This is a genomic window from Streptomyces sp. NPDC059224 (genome assembly GCF_042754285.1).
Taxonomy (GTDB): Bacteria; Actinomycetota; Actinomycetes; order Streptomycetales; family Streptomycetaceae; genus Streptomyces.
The window spans coordinates 144437-164366 of sequence record NZ_JBHZAN010000025.1 but is presented as its reverse complement, the minus strand read 5'-3'; the positions used below and the strand labels follow the sequence as shown (position 1 = coordinate 164366).

The window sequence follows — 19930 nt, the reverse complement described above, 5'->3', positions numbered from 1 at the left end:
GTGGGTGGTGAGGCGCGTTCGCGGCCTCCGGGGGGACCAGCCCCGGGGGTCGCTTGCTTTTCCACGCGCCATCTGCCTTAACTGCCTTAAGGCAGATGCGTCAGATGATGCATGCTGTTGGCGATCACGTCAAGGAAGAAGGTCCAGCGGATGAGCCGTGCGCAATGGCGGGTGCGGCAAGATGTGCCCATGCCCATGACGTCCCATCACCCGCACGAGCAGGTCGCGGCCGCACTGCGCGCCGACATCCTGAGCGGCAAGCTGGCCCCGGGCGAGCAGCTCCCCGGTCAGCGCGAGTTGGGTGAGAAGCTCGGCGTCGCACCGAACACCGTGGCCCAGGCCCTACGACTCCTCGAGAAGGAGGGCCTGGTCGAGACGGCACCGCGCCGCCGCAGTCGGGTACTGCAGCCGGCCTCCGCCATACAGGTCCGACTGCACGAGGACGGGCTGCTCCGGCCGAGGGATCCCGGCGACAGCGGCCACGACGACATCAGGCGCGGGGATCCCGGCACTGATGCCGCAGCCGTCGAGGCTCTGGCCGTCGCGCCGGACGCCGCCCTGTCCGTCCGGCAGGCGGTGCTGCTGCAGGCCGGCACTCCATGGGCACTGCAGACCCTCTTCACCCCGGCCGCGCTCACGGTGACCGCGGCCGAAGCCGCCACCGTCGCGCCGTTCACGGTTGGCCCGCTGCGGCGCGAGGACAGCCACGCCAGCAACTGGGACGCGAGGCCGGCCACCACCGAGGAGTGCTCGCTCCTCAAGTCCAAGGTCGGCACCACGGTGTTCGAGATTCGAAGAGTCGGCTTTACGGATGAGCGCCCAACTTCATACCTTTTGACGGTAGTACGGGCGGATCGCGTGACCATCCGTACGGAAAGCGCCAGTTAGAAACTCTCCGAGTCAACTGCCCCTTTTGGCCGCACTTTTCAACGTCGAGTGGACAACGCGCCGAGTGCGTGTGCACGACGGGCGTCAGGGGATAGGGTGACTTTCGCTTGATCCAATACGCCTCCCCTCGGGCCCCCGGCGCACGGCGCCGAGCCCGGCGAACCGAGAAGGCGGTTCTCCCATGACCAGCACCGCACAGGCCCCGAGCGGATCCACTGCGCCGGGCGCGGAGCTGCCGTGGGCGCTGCCCGGCGTGTCCGGGCCCAGAAGCGCGAATGCCCCCTGGAAGGGGGAGTTGAGGATGTCGTAGGTCTTCCGGGCGGGCGCCTCTAGCAAAGGCTGCTCCTCGCCCCTCTCCGCCGGCTTCGGAGTTAGCAGCTCCTCTGCCGGCCGTCACCGCTCAGTCCTGGGTTAGCGGCCCAGCTTGAGCGAGGGCCAGACCGAATGGTCCGGCAATCACTGCCCTCCAGCAGCAATTCCCCCGAGGGGGTTTGTCGTTTCCCGGGGCGACCCGGGAGAACGGGGTCCATCTTGCAGTACATCCATGCCCTTTGTCAGCTCGGACGCCACCGAAGCACGCCGATCACGGCTGTTTTTCGCCCGTCCGTGACCTCAGCGCCACGCTGCGTACCCTCTCTCGCGACCGGCGCTCCCGCCGGGACCGGCCGGAGCGCAGCGCGGCCCGGTGGTCGGCCCTTGCCCCGCTGCAGCCGGCAACCCTTGACCACCTCGCTTCCCACGCCTGCCCGACGGGCCTTCACAGCCCCGGCCAGGTGGCCGGTCAAGGGGGTCTGCCGCCGCCCCGGACACCCCCTTGACCCGCAGGTCACAGGCTCGCCAGGGATTTTCTCGGCCGGACTGTCACACCGTCGGCTTTTTCAACACCCGTAGCAGCTGAAGGACCCGTTCCTTCAGCTTCCGCCCGAGTGCCTCTGGCCAGACCCCAGACCGCGCGTCCTTGCCGGACGCCGTCGAGACCCAGCGCACCCGACTCGCCGCCCCGCGGCACCGGTGCGCCAGGAGAAGCGTGCTCCGCACAGCAGCAGTTCCCAGTAGCCCGCCGCCGGCGGGCGATCAGGCGCGCCCGCAGCGCCGCCAGCGGGTGAAGGTGCCCCTGCGCCTCGTCGCCAACCCGCACTACGCCGACGTCGCGGTGACCGTCTACGTGAAGATCGCCGCGCTGGCGTCGCGTCCGGAAGGGTGCACGGCGGCGACCGTGACCATCGCGGAGTACCTCGGCCTGTCGAAGTCCTCCGTCGAGCGCGGGATGACGCAGCTGATGCGCCCCGGACCCGACGGCGTCGTCGAGTTGTCCTCGACCCGGCGTTCCCTGCCCGGCGGGAACGGCACTTCGGCGGTGCGCCGTACCCGACCGCTGTCCGCGACGGAGCGGTTCGTGTGGATCCCGGTGGCCGCGTCCGAGGACCTCACCCCGCGCCAACTGCGCGCGTACGCGCTCATCGCTTATGCCCAGGCCCAGAAGATCCCGCTCACCGAGTCGGAGATCGCAGGGGCGCTGCACCACCACAGCGGCCAGCGGGCCGGTCAGCCGCTCACCACCGCGGCCGCCGGCGAGATCGTCGACGAGCTGGAGGCGACGCGGTGGATCACCGTGGAGCGGCGGGCGGGCGTACGCGGCCGCCACCACTTCGTCGCTCACGACATCCCGACCGCCGCTCAGGACGCGGCCTGTGGACAGCCGTCCTCCACGGGCGTCGCGCCCTCCTCCACCTCTAGTCCTGGTGAGGGATCGAGTTCGTCGGCTGGTGCGGGATCACTCGCGACTATGGAAGAACCTAGGACTGACCGACCTTATGACGAGCGCGCCCTCTTCTCACCCGCCGTAGGCGAGGTACAGGTAGGTGAAGGTGTGGAAAACCGCGGTCCGCAGCCGCAGCACGGCACCGGCGAAGGTGGGATCGCGCTGCGCGCGGATGACCACCAGACCCCCTTGACCGAGCCCTCGGGCACCCCCTTGACCAACCGCGCAGGCGCCTACGGCGGGCCCGGGCTGACCATCAACGCCCGGGTGCACGCCGTCCTCGAGCCGGTGCACCGGCTCTATCGGCAGACCAGCGTCTACATGCAGCGGCGCATCGCCCGGGAAGTCGGCAGCCAGCTGCGTTCCGGCATCGATGACGCCAGGCTTCGGCAGCGCCTGGAGACGCGGGTCTGCCGCACGTTCACCGACGAGATCCGCGATCCCGGCCGGTGGATACTCGGCGTCGGCCTGCCCCGCTGGGGCTGCGGCATCTTCGACTGCGAGGCCGGCGTCCTGTGGAGCAGCGGCCGCCAGTGCTCAGTGTGCGAGGAGATCGTCCGCGACCGGTGCCAGGGCACCACGCAGTCCTACGCCTCCACTCTCACCATCGTCCGCCCCACCCCCGCTCGGGTTCCCGTCCCGCGGTCCGCTCCTGCGGCTCCGCGGGGCCGGTGCCCTGAGTGCGGCTGCGCCGTCCTGGTGCTGACCCCCGCCGCCTCGGCCGCACCCCGGTGCAAGCCGTGCCGAGAGGAGCACGAAAGTGGACGTGTCAGCGGGCCGTTCCTCTCGGAGCATCCAGAGGTGTGCGCGGGGTGGGACGGGAGTGGATGCACCCGTCCGGCGCTCGGCTCCACCGGCATCTGCGTCCGGTGCCGGACCCGCCAGATGGATTGGGCCGCGTCATAAGCCGTCCGCTCCGCCCTGCCCGAGATTCGACATTGCCGGGTGGGGCTGAGCCCCAACCACCGGAGCACGTTCCACTCCGCGGACGCCGATGGGGCAGAGATCGGCTACCAACCGCACCGCCGCTTCAGCGGCCGTTCCGGACACCGGGGCGCTGGCGTGGTCGACGTTCATAAACCGGGCCCAGGCCCAAGGCCCCCTTGACCGGCCTCCCTGACAGCCGGGTTCCTCCTTGACCCGCAGTCCAGGTCGAGAGGAAACCGCGTCGGCAATCGCCCAGTGCTGGGGCATCAATAGCGCAAGCGCGAAGTGTGGCGGGAGAGTCGTCCACCCGCCGAGAGGACGCCTACACCGCGGCCTGTGCGACCACACCCTCCACCCCGGCCCACACGAGAAGCCCGCCGCCCATCGCCCGCACCGCGCACTAGGTGGGCCTCCATCCGGCTCGCGAACCCGGTGGAGCCCACCCAGTGGAGTGGAGTCCGGCCTCCGTCACCGAGTGGCGCCCATCGGCCCACCCCATTCAATGGCGATGGGATGGACAACACCCCATGGAGCGGCCATCCACACGGTCGACTCCACTCGATGCCCGATGCCACTACGCCGGTGGCACCCACTCTCAGCCCACCGATGGGGGATGGGCGACAGGCGGGAAGACACCGTCAGCCCGAAGCACGAACCGGTCGCGGTGGAGCGGACCGCGTTCCCCGTGTCCGCCGGCGGACACCTTCAGTCGATGCCGCCTTCTCTCCGCTACGCCCCCTTGACCAAACTCACCGCACGAGCTGCTCCCCCTTGACTGACCTCGCCCCCCTTGACCATGGGCCAAGGCACCTGCCGTTTCTCCTTGACCTCGGTCCGGGGCAAGGGGAAAGGCGGCGGCCGTTCATTCTGCGTCACCCGACGAGACTGGGGCTGCACCAACGCCAACTGCAGCCGACCCGAGAGACGACGGCCGGCCAGGAAATGGGCGGCGCGGCCGGAGTGGACTTCCTCCCGACCGCCCGCCGGAGTCGTACAGAACGCCGTGCGGATGCGACGGCAGCCCGGGAGCTCCAGCCCGAGTTCCCGGTGGCGTCCATCGCGATGGACGGATCGGTAGGAGTGGCGGCCCACCGGGGACCGGAGTGCGGGTGGATCTGAAAGCCCTGCGGCGGTTCAGGTCCATCCACTCGGTGTGCTCCATCCGCTTCAGTGGATGGAACCGGGCCTATGCGCCGCAGTCCATCCACTACCAGTGGTCTCCACCCCGTCCTCGGGAGAGTGGCGCGCGCCCGTCCCCCCTTGACCACTCCACCCACCCCTTGACCGCGGCCCCCTTACCGAGCTGGACCACCCAGGTGCCCAGGCTGGCTTCCCCTTGACCTCGTCATGCCGCCATCGCGGTCAGACCGCGGTCTAGGGGGCCGTCGGGAGTGTGAGCGCCATCGAGACCAGATGGCGCGAAAGGACGGACACGGACGTGGCCACCACCCAGCACACCCCGGCGCTCAACTTCTCCGGGTCCACACCCCGCTACGACACGCTCACCGTGATGAACCGCGACTGGGCCGCGCTCTGCCGCGACCTCCGAGCGGCGGACCGCGTCGCCGCGTGGGCCGGGGAGCACCCGGACCTCGCCGGAGCGGCCGGCCCCCAGGACGTGGTCGACAAGATCTCCGTGTACCACCGCCGCGGAGACCTCGATGGCCACGACCGCGTGATGCACCTGCTGGTCGAGCGGGCCAGCGGGACCGGCTTCGACGCCCACCTCGCGTGGCGGTTGGCGGTGCGGGTCCTGCTGCCCAAGGCGGTCTTGATGGCGAAGACGCAGCGGAGGTGCTACGGCCTGCCGTGGGACGACGTGTGCGCGACGGTACTGGGCGCGGCCTTCGAGGTCATCCGCACCTACCCGCTCGACCGGCGGCCGCGGCGGATCTTTAACAACCTCGCGCTCGACACCCTGCAGCTGACCCGCCGCACCCTGGCTGCCTGCCTCGACGACGTGGAGGACGTCGAGGAGTTCGCCGTCGGCGTCGCGCCCCTGGCCGCAGCCGAGTGCCACACCCGATACGCGCACGTTGTCGCCAGCGAGGACCCCGACACCCCGCACCACACGGTCGAGCTCGCCGACCTGCTGGTGCGGGCCGCCCAGATGGAGCTCGTCGATGTCGACGAGCCGGCGCTGTCCCGTCACGAAACGCGGACGGAGGTCCTCGATCTGCTGCTGTGGGCGGTGGAGGTCGGAGCCCTGAAGGAGCTCGAAGCCCAGCGCATCGCCCGGTACTACCTGTCCACCTCGCAGCGCCCCGACCAGCGCCACATGACCACCCGGTCCATGGGCCACGAGGGAGACCTGCTGCGGCAGCACGCCAGCCGTGCCGTTCGCACGCTGCGCGCGAAGTCGGACCTCGCGCAGTACCGCGCCGCGGCCTGAGAGCCGCCGGCGCCCCTCGGATCGGGCGCCGCAGAAGTCGCTCGAAAAATCCTCGGCCCGATTGTCACACCGCGCGCCTTCTCAACACCTGTAGCAGACGAGAGGGCCGCCAGATCGGCCCAGCCCCACCTGAACACCCCTGCCCCGCCCCTTCTCAATTCCGGGAGAACCGACGTGACCACGACGTCCCCGGCCGGCACCGGCCGACAGCTGCTCGACGCCGACGAGGCCCGTGTGGCCTGTGCTTCGCGCGAGCTGACCAAGATCGCCGCCGCGCTGGTGATCCGGCCGATGGACCGTGACCTGCACGAGCAGATGCGCGCCTTTCTCGACAAGAAGTCGGAGGCCTCTCTGGCGTCGTGGGACGTGCTGCTGCAGCGCACACCGGACCAGCTCAAGGAGCGCATCTCGACGGTCCTGACCGTCCAGGCCCTGCGGACGGCGTTGTGACGCGACATCGTCGTTCGCGCAAGGCGGCCAAGGAGCAGCTCGTCGAGGCGGAGGCCTGGGACGAGGGGGTCGACGAGCCCCAGGAAGCTCCGGCGGACGAGCCGGATGAGACTGGGTGGCAAACGAGCACGGCCCAGATGGCCAGCCTCTCCCGGCTTGTCCGTGCCGGTGTCTGGGCGCTCGTGGTCTCCGGCCCGCTCCTCGGCACGCTCGCGTTCCTCACCTCGTCCGCTCCCGCCCAGGGCGTGTCCAAACCGGCCGCCGCAGCGACAACGGCGTCGTCGGTCGGGCCGGCCGGTTTCGCCGAACTGTTCGTCTCCGCCTATCTGCAGGCCGGCCAGGGCACCGAGCGGGACCTGGCGCCGTACTACTCCGGCTCCGTCGCGCTCGCGGTCAAGCCCGGGACCCGCACGGCCACGCAGTCCACCGTGATCGCGTCCCGCGAGGTCCAGCCCGACTACTGGTCCGTCACCGTCGCCGCCGACGTCACCGCCCACGACGACAAGGGCAAGTCCACGCGGCTGGGCGTCCAGTACTTCCGTGTCGGCATCCAGGCCACCGATCCGGCAGGCGCCAGCGGCACCGAACAGGGCGCCATCGCCGCCTACGCGGCGACGTCGTTGCCGGCGCAGGTGGCCGCGCCTGCCGCGCTCAAGCCGGGTGGCCTGGCGTACGAGACGGACCGAGGGTCGAGCAGCGCGGACCCGTCAGTCGAGACCGCGAGCGGATTCCTGGCCGCCTACCTGACCGGCACGACCGAACTCGACCGCTACACCTCGCCCGGCACTCGGCTCCAGCCGATCAGCCCTACGCCGTACGCCGAGGCCAAGGTGACCGGAGTTCAGGACGACTCCACCAGTGCCAGCCAGCAGAAGGTGCCCGCCGACAGGACCGTGCTCCACCAGCTGGTCCAGGTCGATGCCACCGACCTAGGCGGAAGCACGGTCTCGCTGAGCTACGCGCTCACCCTCAAGTCACGCGCCGGCCGCTGGGAAGTCGCGTCTGTCGACGACGCCCCGGCCCTGCGCGTGAGCGGCACTCCTTCCGCAGCGCCGCACACCACCCCTGCCCCCGACGCCGCGGAGGCGACGCCTTCGCCGTCGGCCTCCTGAAGAAGAAAGAGGAATCGTTCATGCGCACACTGGCCAACCCCGACCACGTCGTCCTCGCCGGCGACATCCTGGACTGGGCCAACACCAAGACCGGACAGGTCCGCACACTGGTCCTGACCGTCGCCGGCCTGATGGCGATCATCGCCGTCCTCATGGCTTGGTGGCGCACGCGCTCCTTCGTCGGCACCCTCGTGGCCTTCGTCCTGGCCGCCCTGGTGCTGTGGGGCATCAGCAACCTGTCGGTGCTGAAGACCAAGGTCGGATCCGAAATCGACGACGGCGCGGCCGCGATATCCGTCGTCCACGTCATCGGCGACGCGTCCGCGCTGACGGGCGACGGCTGGCGCGCGTCGTGAGCGCGTCGGAGGAGGAGCTGATCGGGCGCTCGTACACGCGAGCCCGCAGACACCCGCTCGTCATCGGCAAACTCCCGGGAGCTGGCCGGCTCCCGGGAGGGCCCTACACGATCACCCAGGTCATGACGATGGTGATCACCTTCGGGCTCCTGGTGATGACCAGGGGTCTGTGGGCCCACTTCGGCGCCATGAACTTCGTCCTCATGGTCTTGGTGCCGTGGGGCCTTGCCTGGGTGCTGCGCTATGCGCGGCTGGACGGCCGGGACCCTGCCCGCGCGGTACGGAGCCTGTTCATCTACTCCTCCACCCCGGCCCAGGGCCGTCTCGCCGGCAAGCCGCAGCGGGCGACTCGACCGCGCCTGGCGTCCGTCACCTGCACGGTGCGCGTGCGGTCCGCCGAGCGGCCCCCGCCGGCATCAGGGTTCGTCCGCGTCGCGAAGCCGGCGTCCGTTCCGGCGCGGACGACCCGGCCGGCCGCCGCGCCGGTGACCGGCGCGCGGCCGGCTCCCAAGACCGGGCTGCAGGCCCTTCTCGCCTCCCTCGACGAGAGCTAACCAGCCAGCTCACCGCCCCGCACAGAAAGCAGATCGCCATGCGTCTCCCCGTCCGGCACATCAGCGGCCACCTTCTTTGGACCACCGCCGCCACCGTGTGGGCGGTCTGGCGCGTCGACACCGACAACTACACCCATGCCTCGAAGTCGACCAAGCGCGAGCGGCTGGACTTCCTGGAGGCGCTCTTCAAATCGTTGCGGGGCGAGGCCCTGCTGCTGAGTCTGTGCCCGAGCGTCGACGCCGCCTCCGTCGTCACCCGCATGACCGCCGGCGTCGACCTGGACCAGTCCCCCGAGTACGTCGACCTGTCGCTGAAGGTCCTTGACCAGCTCCAGGACCTGGAGCTGACCGGCCGCGTCGACTTCCTCGCCGTCCCCCTGCCCCACCTCGACCTCAAGCAGAGCACCCGCGCCGTCATCTCCTCCCTGCAGGCCGAGGTGATGGGCGCGCTCGGTCTGCCCGTCGGCCCCGTATCCGTCTCCGAGGAGCGCCGGCGCCTGGAGCAGGCGACCCGCCTGGCCGCCGGCTGGCCCTCCGGCATCAAGATGCGGCCCGCCACCGAGGCCGAGATCCTGTGGATCTACGGACACAGCGCTCGCCGCGGCCTGAGCGAACCGCTGCTTCCCGAGGACGGCGCGCCGCGGGCCTTGCGCGGCCGCGGCCACACGGTGGCCGCCCACACCCAGGTGATCTTGGACGAGGGCGGTCGCGGCAACCGTCCCTCCAAGGGCCCCACCAACCCCTTCAAGCGCCGCTACCTGCGCGCCACTTCCGAGCACGGCGACTCCTACCAGGCGTTCTGCGTGCTCTCGGAGATGCCGGAGACCTTCCGTTTCCCCGGCAGCGAGTATCTGGCTGCGCTGGACGACTTCAACTTCCCGGTGGACTGGGCCGTCCGCCTGCACGTCGAGTCCGGTGCGAAGGCCGAACCGAAGAGTCGGCGCCAGCAGCGGGAACTCGCCCACCAGCGCGGCGAATACGAGGGTGAGACCACCGGCGTACCCGCCTCCCTCGACAAGGCCTCCTTCGCCCTCGACGAGTACCGCGACCGGCTCACCGCCTCCGCGACCGAGGTCGAGATCCGCGCGACCGTCGCCACCTGCGTCTGGGGCACCACCGCCGAGGAAGCCGACGAGAAGGCGACGTTGCTGGCCAATCACTTCGGCGGCAACGACTACACGCTCGTGCGGCCCACCGGTGACCAGACCGCGCTCTTCCATGGCATGCTGCCCGGCATCACGACGCCCCGGCCGATGCTCGACTACACCCAGTACCTCCTCGCCCGCGACTTCGCCATGTCGATGCCCTTCTGCGGGGCCCAGCTCGGCGACGATACCGGCAGCCTCTTCGGCCTTCAGCTCAACGGCGGCGGTGTGCGGCCGGTGTTGGCGGACTTCTCCCACGGCCCCCGTGTCAACGCCAGCGCGAGCGCGGCGTTCGTCGGCGAGCTCGGCAGCGGCAAGAGCGTCGCGATGAAGTGCGCGATGTACTCGATCCTCACCACCGGTCACCGGGCCGGACAGCGCAACTCCCGCGGCCGCGCCCTGGTCATCGACCGCACCCCGCAGCAGGAATGGTCGCGGTTCGCGAGCGCCTGCCCTGGCACCACGCAGATCATCAACGTCGACGAGAACGCCGGCGTCTCCCTGGACCCCCTGCGCGTCTTCCGCGGCCCGCGCGCCGCCCGCTACACCGAGTCCTTCCTCACCCCGCTCCTGGACATCGGCTCGATGAGCATCGAGGGCATCACCCTCGCCGAGGCGATCGAGGCCACCCGGCTCGGCCCCCGGCCGAGCATGACCGCCCTGATCGACACCCTCGCGAACAGGGCCCGCACCCCCGACCCGGACGAGCCGAACGACGCCGCGGTCCGCGCCGCCGCCTCGGAACTAGTCCGCAAGCTGCGGTCGCTGGCGAAGAAGGACCTCGGCCGCGTCATCTTCGACCCCTCGCTGCCGGTCGTACGGATCACGGACGCCGACAGCATCGTCTTCGCCGTCGACCGCCTGGGCCTGCCCACCAAGGAGGAGCTCTCCGAACACCGCCTGCCGAGTCTGGAGGTCGAGAAGCGGTTCGGCTGGCGGCTGATGTACCTGATGACGGCACTGTGCAGGGAAGTCGCCTTCGCCGACCCCAACGAGTTCACCGGCGTCTTCCTCGACGAGTGCTGGTGGCTGACAGCGTCTGCTGAGGGCTCCAGCCTCCTGCTCGAGCTGATCGCCGACGGCCGCAAGCACAACGCCGGCGCGTTCGCTGGCAGCCACGACCCCTACGACATCGGCCCGAGGTCCGAGGTCGGCGACAAGATCCGGGCCCTGCTGTCCCACATCTTCGTGTTCCGTCACCGCAGCAAAACCCTTGCGGCGCGTTGCCTGGAGTTCATCGACCTGGACCCGGCGGACGTCGAGATGATCAAGGTCATCACCGAGAACCTCAGCCCGCTCAACGTCAGCGAGACCGAGCGCGCCCTGCGGGCCGGCGAATCCCTCTACCGGGACCTGCGCAAGCGAATCGGCGGACTGAAGGTACTCATCCCGGCAGACGAGGACGTCGCCGCGGCGATCCACACCACACCCGGCCAGGGCCACGACGATGACGACGAGGCCGCGGAGCTCGACGCGGTGACAGACGGGGCGCTGGTATGAACGCCGCGCGCCGCACGGCGGCCAACCGGCGGCGCCTCGGGCTGATCGCGCTGCTGCTGGTTCTGTTCACGATGGTCCTGGCGCCGGCAGCCTCCGCCGCCCCCACCCCTGCGCCGAGCACCTCTGCCACGTCCGGGCAGCCGGCCGACGAAAACTCCAAGGCCGAGGACGTGGCGCAGAAGCTGAAGGACCAGCAGCTGAAGGACGCCAGCGACGGCATCCTCCAGCCCTTCAACGTCACCGACCGCGACGGCGTCCCGATCTCCGCCTACACCGTCAAAACGGACACCGGTGGCTGGAAGGACATTGACCTCAAGATCTGGAACATCGTCGCTCAGCTGCTGTTCGGCCTGTCGAAGTGGGTGGTCGGCTTCACCTGCTGGCTGATCAAGTGGGCCCTCAACTTCGGCCTGGCCGACGTCCTGATCGGCCCCGTCGACCACATCTCCACCACGATCAAGAACCAGGTCATCGACCGGCTCGGCCTGCCGGGCCTGTTCCTCCTCTTTGCCGGCTTCTACTCCGGCTGGCTGATCCTCTTCAAGGAACGCGCGCGCGGCTTCGCCGAGATCGGCGTCTCCCTCGTGGTCGCCGCGGTGGCCACCACCGTGCTGGTCTCGCCAGCCCAGGTCCTGCTCGGCCAGCACCACCAAGCGCGGCCGCAGGGCTCGACCATGCTCCTGTCGGACGAGGGCCTGCTGGGCAAGTCCAAGGACTTCACGCTGGAAATCGCCTCCATCGTGCTCGCGGACGATCCGGCGAGCGCCCAAGGCAGCGCCGACCCCGACAACGTGGCGAAGCCGATCACCGACGCGCTCGTCGACGCGTTCATCGTCAAGCCCAACGAACTCATGGTCTACGGGCAAACCTTCGACGGATCCTGCGACAAGGCGTTCCGCGAGTTCAAAGTCGCCGAGTTCAACCTCAACGAGGCCGGCGACAACTACTGGAACGTCGTAGTGATGGACTCGATCTACGACACGAACCTCATCGGGTCCCTCAACAAGGCGTCCGACAAGTTCGAAGCGGCGTGTGGCGAAGACAAGCCCAAGGCCAAACGTGCCTCGGCCGACCTGGCCTTCTCCGCCCTGTTCGTCGCGATCGCCGCCATCATCGTGGCCATCCTCATGGTCCTGGTCACCGGCGGATTCCTCACCGCGCAGGGCTGGCTGGCGTTCGAGGCCATCCGCGGCCACTGGGCCCTGGCCGCCGGCATCCTGCCCGGCGGCGGACGCGCGACCCTGTGGCGCTGGCTCTCCGCGATCACCAAGGCCGTCCTCGGTATCGTCCTCGCCATCTTGTTCCTGGCCATCTTCATCCTGATCGTCCTCGCCCTCATCGACGCGGACACCGGCGACGTGCTGGCCGTCAAGTTCATCGTCATCGACGTCACAGCCGTGGCCGGCCTGGCCGGGCACAAGCGGATCAAGCACACGGCACAGACCATCGCGGTCAACCTGAACCGCCGGCTCGCCAACGCCCGCGTCGGCGGCTCCCGCCGCAGCGTGTTCGCCAGCCCGGGCCGCTACGCCGAGACCGCGCCGGGGCTCAAGCAGATGTGGAGCGAGGCCCGGGGTGAAGCGCGCCGCGTGTCCCAGCCAATGGGCAAGGGCCTCAAGACCGCACGCAACGCCTGGGTCGGCTCGCCGCAGGCCAACCGCAAGGCCACAAGCCGCCTGCGGACGGCGGCGCGTCTCGCCACCAACGCGGCCGCCGCCGTCGGCACCGGCGGCGCGAGCGCGGCGGCGAAGGTCGCGGCCCAGCAGACGGCGAAGGCCACGTTGAAGAAGCGCCTGGCGACAGCGGCCGCCAACAAGATGTCCCAGACCAGAGGCGGGCGGGCCACGATGGCCACCGGCAAGGCCGCCGCCGCCACCGCGAAGTACGGAGCGAAGGCCGGCAAGTTCGCCTTCATGGCCACGGTCGGTGCGCCGGTCGGCATTCCCCGAGGCGTCGCCGCGACCAAGAGGGGCGCGGCCGCGGCGAAGGCCCGCGCCGATGATGTGCGCGGACAGCTCAAGGCCGTCAAGGCGCGGACCGTCGACAAGAAGGTCCAGGAGGCCAAGGACTTCGGCGCCGAGTACAAGCACAACGTCGCCGCGGCCGGCCGGCTCGTCGCGCAGACGGGGACGAAGGCTCAGGTGAACCTCGGGCTGGCCCCGATCCAGTCGAATCCCAAGTCCTCTGCACCGCCCGGGCCGCGGGCCGGGGCCATCGCCCCGAAGGTGCCGGGCACCAAGACGCCGCCCCTGCCCAAGCCCCCCGCGGCCGGGCCCACGCAGGTGCCGACGATGCCCACCCCGCCCACACCTGCCCCGCCGCCGAAGCCCAAGTCCGCGCCCAAGACCGTGCGGCGCGCCACCCGCCCGGCCGGCCCGCCCAAGCCGCGGCCGTAGGCACACCCGGCCGGGGACTTCTGCCCCGGCCGCCCGGATCACCAGCCCAGTACCACCCGACGGGGGACCCTCATGCCCGAAACCGACGACAGGCGCGCCCGCCGCGGCACGATCGCGCTGTTCGCCGCCTCCGCCCTACTCACGGCCGTCGGCGCGACGCTGCTGTCCGGCACCAGCAGCGGCAAAGCTTCTTCCGCCACCGGCACACCGGTGCCCGCGGTGGTCTCGCCGTCACCTTCCACCGCCGGCGCCGCGTCCCCCGCGCCGCGCACGCCGACACCGGGCACGGCGCCAACGTCGTCCGCGCCCGTCACAGCCGCGGCACCGCTGCCGGTGACCAAGCCGATGCAGGACGCGGCCCGCGCCTTCGTGGTCGCGTGGGCGAGCCACGACGCACGGCCCGGCGGGGACTCCTCGTACGACGACGCGTCCCAGCGCGCGGCCGCCTATGCCGCGGGCGACCTGGCGGCGGACCTGCGCACCCGGCACAGCGGCAGCGCCGGCGTCCGCCAGTGGCTGGAGTGGGAGGACCGCCGGGTCCGCGTCACCGCCTCGGTCCTGCGGGTCTCCCTGCCGGACGGAGCCCCTGCCCCCACCGAGGACTCTGGCTACGTCCAGGTCCTCTACGCGGTGACGCAGAAGCCGGCCGCCGGTCCGCCGGCCACATCACAGGAGCACGTCGTGCTCAAGCTCGTGCGGGACGGCGACGGCAGCTGGCTCGTGAGCGCGCTGCCCAATGTCTGAGGAGAAGGAGTCCAAGCTCGGCAGGAACCTGCTGATCGGTGTCCTGGTCACGGCCCTGCTCGGCTTCGGCCTCATCCTGACCGCGGTCCTGGCTCTCTCCGAGGCTATCGGCGAGGACAACACGAGCCAGTTCCTGAAGAACGCGGGGTTCGGAGGCGGCCTCGCAGACAACGCTTACATACCCGACTGGCTGCGCCCGATCATCCTCGACGCCGTCGCGCAGTACGGCTGCACCGAGGTCACCCCTTCGCTGATCGCCGCCCAGCTCTTCCAGGAGTCCGGCTTCCGCACCAACCCGCCCGACGGCGGCGGTGCCGGCGCCCTGGGCATCGCCCAGTTCATCCCGGGCACCTGGGCAGCCGAGGGCGTCGACGGGAACCACGACGGGAAGAAGGACCCGCTCGACCCCAAGGACGCCGTCCCGGCGATGGTGTCCTACGACTGCAAGCTCGCCGACGCCGTGCGTAAGGTGCCCGGCGACGTGGTGGACAACATGCTCGCCGCGTACAACGCCGGCGCGAACGCGGTGCAGGTGTACGGCGGGATCCCTCCGTACGAGGAAACCCGCAACTACGTCCGCGAGATCCGTGAGCGGGCGGAGAAGTGGGCGGCCCCTGCGGACGGGCAGGTCTCCGGCGGTCTGGAGAAGGTCGTGGCCGCGGCGAAGAAGGCCCTGGGCACGCCCTACTTGTTCGGCGGCAACTGCAAGCCGCCCTTCGACGGCGTGAACCGCTGCGACTGCTCGAGCCTGGTGAAGTACGCCTGGAGCTCGGTGGGCGTGAACCTGCCCCGGGACACATACGGTCAGGTGGGCATCGGCACCAAGGTGACGTCGCTCAAGGACCTGCGACCCGGTGACCTGCTCTTCTCCGGGGGGAGCGCATCGGCGCCCGAACACGTGGCCATGTACATCGGCGCCAGCCAGGCCATCGACGCCCCGCACACCGGCGCGACCGTCCGGATCAAGCCGCTGTCGTACTGGACGTCACAGATCCTGGTGATGAAGCGGCCGCCCTACACCGACCCGGTGTCGAGCGGGACGTGGGTCGCTCCGGTCACCGACACCACCATCGGCACCCAGTATCACGCCTCGGGCTCGATGTGGTCCAGCGGCTACCACACAGGTGTCGACTTCCCGGTTCCCACCGGCACTCCGATCCACGCGGTCGGTCCGGGCACGGTGGTCACCGCTGGCTGGTCCAGCGCGTACGGCTATCAGGTGGTGATCAAGCACGGGGACGGCAAGTACTCGCAGTACGCGCACCAGTCCTCGCTGAACGTCTCCGTCGGCCAGAAGGTGAAGGGCGGCGACCGGATCGGATACTCCGGGGCCACGGGCAACGTCAGCGGCCCGCACCTCCACTTCGAGATCCGCACCGGACCGGAGTACGGATCGGACATCGACCCGCTGGCCTACCTCCGCGGTCACGGCGTCGATATTTGACCCGTCGGCCGGTGTCACGAGCCCCTGCAAGGGTTCGTGGCACCGGCCCACGCAGCACCGCGAAGAAATTCGGAGCGGAGTGTCACACCGAGCCGGATCCCGACACCTGTAGCAGGTGAAAGGCCCGTTTGCTCTTTGGAGGTGCCCCCGTGCTCCCGAGTCCCCCGTGCCCGCTCCGGCCGCCGCGCGCCTCATCCTCGGGCGGTCGGCGATGACCACGACCGACCTCGTCGACGGCGCGATCGGTTTCCTCGGGGACCTTCCCGGCCATGCCGAGCGGCTGACGGACTGGGTGATGGCCAATGCCTGGTGGGTCGCGCTGCTCGCCCTGGCTGCCGGCGGTGCCGTTGCCGCAATCCGCTGGGCCCTGTCCCGCGGCCCGATGTCCAACCGAACAGCTCTGGAAGTGCTACCAACCACCAGCTTCGACCCGAAGCCGGAAGAGGTCATCCGCTTCGGACACCAGATGGCCCGCGCGCACAAGAGCGTGTCGCGCTGGCTCGTCTCCTCGACCCGCACCAGTGCCCTCCGAGTCCGCTTCACGTGCTCCAACGGGTCGCTGTCCATGAGGGTCGAGGGCCCGGACCGAGCGATGTCCGTGCTGCGTCACCAAGGATACGCCCAGGTCGAGATGCGGGCCGTGGAAGCCGACGGCCGTGCTGCGCGCGAGCAGCCGCAGATCCGGCTGGGCTCCTGACGCCCCGACGCACACCACAGACAGGTAGACCATGACCATCGCACCAGACACGACCGGCGCCCCGCCGGTCGACCTCGCCAAGCAGGGAGCAGGCGGCCGCGGCAAGCCGGCCACCCGGCAGATGCACTACGCCCGCGCCGAGCTCGCCCTGGCTCTCCCCGATCACCTCGCCCTGCGCGAAGTGCCTCTCACCCCGGATCCGCTCGAGGCCCTGGCCAACGCGGTGGCCGACGTCCGCGAGGACCTCGGCGAGAGCGCCGACGTCGTCCTGGACCTCGTGCCCGTCCCCCCGAACCGTGTCAGCAGCCGCCGCCGGCGCCTGCTGGCCCAGGCCCGCCGCAACCCTTCCGTCGGGCCGGCCATACCCGGCATGCCGCAGCAGCGCACCAACCGGTTCGGCTTCGATCTCGGCGCGGTGATGTCCGAGATCGCCACCGAGATGAAGGGCAATCAAGGCGGCGGTGCCCGGCAGCGGCAGCATCACCAACAACGCACCACGTACCGCATCATGGACATGAAAGCCGCCATGGGCAAGCTCGCCCCAGGCGCCGAGCCCGTCTTCTCCATGCAGCTGCTCGTGCGCACCTGCGCACGCGACGAGTACCGGGCCCAGATGCTACTGGACCAGGTCCTCGCCGCCCTGGAGCCGTGGTCCGGCGACAACCACCTGCGCCCCGTCGGTCTCCACCTCGGGGTCACCCGCGTCCGGGCGGACCACTGGATCTACCGGGGCAGGTTCGACCGCCGCTTCGAGACCGGACTCTTCGTACCGCGCCGGCACTCCTGGGTGACCGCCCAGGAGATCGCCGGGCTGCTCAAGCCGCCCACCAAGCACAACATGGCCCCGAACATCACCCGCTCGGGCGGAGTCGTCCCGCCGCCGCCCGCAGCGCTCCCGACGTGGACGGGGCAGCGCGGTCTGCTGCCTCTCGGGTGGGTAGCGAAGGCTGGCGGCGGGGAGCGCCTCGCCGGTGTCCCGCTGAAGTACCTGCTCTTCGCCCTGTTCCTCGGCAAGTCCGGCTTCGGAAAGACCGAGATGTCGCTCGTCCAGGCGATCGCGATCGCCCATGGCGGGTTCGGCGTGCTCTTCCTCGATCCCCATGGTGACGGCTGGACCCGTGCCCGGCCGTACCTGGCACACAAGGAACTGGCCGACCGGATCTGGGAGATCGACCTCACGAGCCCCGAGCTCGACAAGATGGTCGGCTCCTGGAACCCGCTTTCGATGGAGCGCCGGCGCGAGTCCGAGATCCCCGACATCGTCCAGTACATCGTCACCGGCTTCGCCGCAGCACTGAACTGGAGCGACAGCGCCGGCCGGGCCAAGACCATCCTGACGAGGGCGGTCGAGTCCCTGGTGTACCTGTCGTGGCACGTCTGCCGCGCAGGCCGGCCCGACCTGGCTCCCACCGTCTTCCAGATCCGCACGATCCTCACGGACGCGGTCTGGCGCACCAAAGTGCTGCCGTACCTGCCCAAGGACATCCGGGCCTTCTGGGAGAACGTCTTCCCTGGCTACAGCAGGGAAGCCATCCCGGTCGTCACCAACATCATCGAACGCCTGTCCTCCAGCAACGCGGTCAAGGCGTTCCTCGGGTCGAGCCGGTCGACGTACGACATCCGGCACGCCATGGACACGGGGAAGATCGTCTTCGTCTGCCCCGCCGGCACCGGCGACGTCGACCGGATTATCAGCTCCCTGCTGATCTACGACCTCTTCCGGGCCGGCCTCTCGCGGCGAAACACCCCGCCCGAACAGCGGCGTGACTTCTACACCTTCATCGACGAGCTGACCAGTGTGGACGGTGCGTCCAAGGGCACCCTCGCCCAGATCAGCGAGCAGTTGCGCAAGTACAACGTGAAGCTGCTCGCCCTGACGCAGATGGCGCAGCGTTTGAGCGCCACCACCAGGCAGAGCCTGCTGCAGAACCTGTCCATTCTGTCGACGACCGCGGCCGACGTCGACGAGGCGACGCTGGTCACCCGCCGCTGGGGCAAGAAGGTCGCTCCCGATACGGTCGTTCAGCTCAACCGCTACAGCTACGTGATGTCCGTGACGCTCGAAGCCGGCACGACCGACCCGTTCCGGGTCCGCGGAGCCTCGGTGGAAGACCTGTACGGCGACTACTACCGGCCGCAGAACGAGGAGCGGCTTGCGCGGGCCATCGACGAAAACCTGCAGCGACACTCGGTCCGAGACATCCTCACCGACCTGCGCCGCCTGGACTCGCGGCTGCGCCGGTTCATCGTCACCCTCCCCGTCCCGCCGGACGACGACGAACCGGCCGGCGCCGATCTGCCGCCGGACGAGCCCGACTTCGACAAGGCCGCACCACCCGACCCCGATGGCCCGGACGGACCGGTCGACGGCACCGCGTCCGACAGCGGAGCGGCAAGGCCGCGCGTCCACGACAGCGAAGGCACCGTCATCAGCGGCTCGAAGCCGAACCCGGCCGAGAAAGCCCCCGACAACGTCCACCCGACGAACCCCCACCAGAACCAGTCGAGGCTCGGATGACTCTGCCCTCTATCGAAGCAGCGGCCGCGGCGGCGCCTACGCGTAGCTTCGCGTCACCCACGCGCAGCTTCCACGCGATCGGCGGCGAGGTCCTGGAGCTGCTGTACCAGCACCGGGTGCTCTCCACCCACCAAATGCACGTGCTGCTGACCCTGCCGGAGAAGCGGCCGGCCCGCCCCGTGTACCTGCGCTGGCAGCTCGCCGAGCTGCACCAGGCCGGACTGGTCGACCGGATCCGGGCCCAAGGGCCAGGCGGCCGCGGGCGGGTGCAGAGCCAGCCGTTCTTGTGGTTCCTCACCGAAGCCGGCGCCGAGTCCGTGGAGGAGGCCGGCGAACTGCCCGCGCGGCCGTACCGGGTGACGCCCGAGTCCGTCGCCGGCGCCCGGCAGGCGCACACGCTCGCGGTGAACGAGGTCGGGGTCGCCTTCGTCGAGTGGGCGCGTTGGCTGGGGCACGAGTGCGGGCCGCTGGACTGGACCCCCGAAGTCGCCAACCGGATCCGCGACGGCCAACGACGCTTCGAGGACGACCACGTCATCAGCGACGCCGTCCTCAACTACGTGCACGTGGAGAACGGGCGGCGCACCATGCTCAGCTTCTTCGTCGAACTCGACCGCGCCACGATGACCTCCGCGCGGCTCGCCGCGAAGCTGCAGGCGTACGGCCGACTGTACGAGTACGTCCCGCAGAGCGCGGATCGCACGCGACGCACCCCGAACGCGACCAGGCCGGCGTGGATGTACAACTACCCGGTCTTTCCCCGGGTCCTGGTGGTTCTCGACGCGGCGCCGCCGAAGGCCGGGGAGCCGGACCGGCGCCCGCAACGGCTGGCCGCGCGCACCGAGGACCTCTACACGCGCGCCGGTGCGGACGTCCGCCTTAGCCGGCTCAAGGGCGACATCAACATCGGCGTCACCACCCTGCAGCAGCTCCAGGAGCACGGGCCCTTCGCCCCGATCTTCACTCCGCTGCTGCGTGGCACTCCGGCCACCCGGCCCGCCCCCACCGACCTCTACCTCGCCACGAAGTGACCGGCCGGTCCCCG

14 protein-coding genes are annotated in these 19930 nt (G+C 70.2%); all 14 read left to right on the top strand.

Annotated elements, in window-relative coordinates; translation table 11 throughout:
* Nucleotides 1-111: 111 nt before the first annotated feature.
* The 14 genes from ACFXI4_RS27715 to ACFXI4_RS27650 all read left to right on the top strand — a co-directional run bounded on the left by ACFXI4_RS27715 (nucleotide 112) and on the right by ACFXI4_RS27650 (nucleotide 19916).
* Nucleotides 112-888 (top strand): GntR family transcriptional regulator, encoded by a 777-nt coding sequence (locus tag ACFXI4_RS27715; RefSeq protein ID WP_384995870.1) that lies wholly within the window; start codon nucleotides 112-114, stop codon nucleotides 886-888.
* Nucleotides 889-1915: 1027 nt separating this feature from the next.
* Complete coding sequence (locus ACFXI4_RS27710; protein WP_384995867.1) at nucleotides 1916-3556, top strand: hypothetical protein; 1641 nt, start codon at nucleotides 1916-1918, stop codon at nucleotides 3554-3556.
* A gap of 1459 nt (nucleotides 3557-5015) precedes the next feature.
* A complete protein-coding gene (locus ACFXI4_RS27705; RefSeq protein ID WP_384995865.1) occupies nucleotides 5016-5969 on the top strand; it encodes a hypothetical protein in 954 nt (317 codons plus the stop codon).
* A 174-nt stretch (nucleotides 5970-6143) separates the two neighbouring features.
* The gene (locus ACFXI4_RS27700; RefSeq protein WP_384995863.1) at nucleotides 6144-6419 is read left to right on the top strand and encodes a hypothetical protein; all 276 of its coding nucleotides are present in this window, start codon (nucleotides 6144-6146) and stop codon (nucleotides 6417-6419) included.
* Nucleotides 6416-7531, top strand: coding sequence for a conjugal transfer protein (locus tag ACFXI4_RS27695; RefSeq protein WP_384995860.1), 1116 nt, complete (start codon nucleotides 6416-6418; stop codon nucleotides 7529-7531). The genes ACFXI4_RS27700 and ACFXI4_RS27695 overlap by 4 nt, the downstream gene beginning before the upstream one ends.
* 20 nt (nucleotides 7532-7551) lie before the next feature.
* Nucleotides 7552-7887 (top strand): hypothetical protein, encoded by a 336-nt coding sequence (locus tag ACFXI4_RS27690; protein WP_384995858.1) that lies wholly within the window; start codon nucleotides 7552-7554, stop codon nucleotides 7885-7887.
* A complete protein-coding gene (locus ACFXI4_RS27685; RefSeq protein ID WP_384995856.1) occupies nucleotides 7884-8441 on the top strand; it encodes a hypothetical protein in 558 nt (185 codons plus the stop codon). The genes ACFXI4_RS27690 and ACFXI4_RS27685 overlap by 4 nt, the downstream gene beginning before the upstream one ends.
* Before the next feature lie 38 nt (nucleotides 8442-8479).
* Nucleotides 8480-11086, top strand: coding sequence for an ATP-binding protein (locus ACFXI4_RS27680; protein WP_384995854.1), 2607 nt, complete (start codon nucleotides 8480-8482; stop codon nucleotides 11084-11086).
* Nucleotides 11083-13482: a hypothetical protein gene (locus tag ACFXI4_RS27675; protein WP_384995851.1), complete on the top strand. Its 2400-nt coding sequence runs from the start codon at nucleotides 11083-11085 to the stop codon at nucleotides 13480-13482. The genes ACFXI4_RS27680 and ACFXI4_RS27675 overlap by 4 nt, the downstream gene beginning before the upstream one ends.
* A 72-nt stretch (nucleotides 13483-13554) precedes the next feature.
* Nucleotides 13555-14226 (top strand): hypothetical protein, encoded by a 672-nt coding sequence (locus ACFXI4_RS27670; RefSeq protein WP_384995849.1) that lies wholly within the window; start codon nucleotides 13555-13557, stop codon nucleotides 14224-14226.
* On the top strand, nucleotides 14219-15670 hold the full coding sequence (locus ACFXI4_RS27665) for a peptidoglycan DD-metalloendopeptidase family protein (RefSeq protein ID WP_384995847.1): 1452 nt from the start codon (nucleotides 14219-14221) through the stop codon (nucleotides 15668-15670). Before ACFXI4_RS27670 ends, ACFXI4_RS27665 begins: the two co-directional genes overlap by 8 nt.
* A 211-nt stretch (nucleotides 15671-15881) precedes the next feature.
* On the top strand, nucleotides 15882-16367 hold the full coding sequence (locus tag ACFXI4_RS27660) for a hypothetical protein (protein ID WP_384995844.1): 486 nt from the start codon (nucleotides 15882-15884) through the stop codon (nucleotides 16365-16367).
* Nucleotides 16368-16398: 31 nt separating this feature from the next.
* The gene (locus ACFXI4_RS27655; protein WP_384995842.1) at nucleotides 16399-18885 is read left to right on the top strand and encodes an ATP/GTP-binding protein; all 2487 of its coding nucleotides are present in this window, start codon (nucleotides 16399-16401) and stop codon (nucleotides 18883-18885) included.
* On the top strand, nucleotides 18882-19916 hold the full coding sequence (locus tag ACFXI4_RS27650) for a replication-relaxation family protein (RefSeq protein ID WP_384995839.1): 1035 nt from the start codon (nucleotides 18882-18884) through the stop codon (nucleotides 19914-19916). The genes ACFXI4_RS27655 and ACFXI4_RS27650 overlap by 4 nt, the downstream gene beginning before the upstream one ends.
* Nucleotides 19917-19930: the final 14 nt, after the last annotated feature.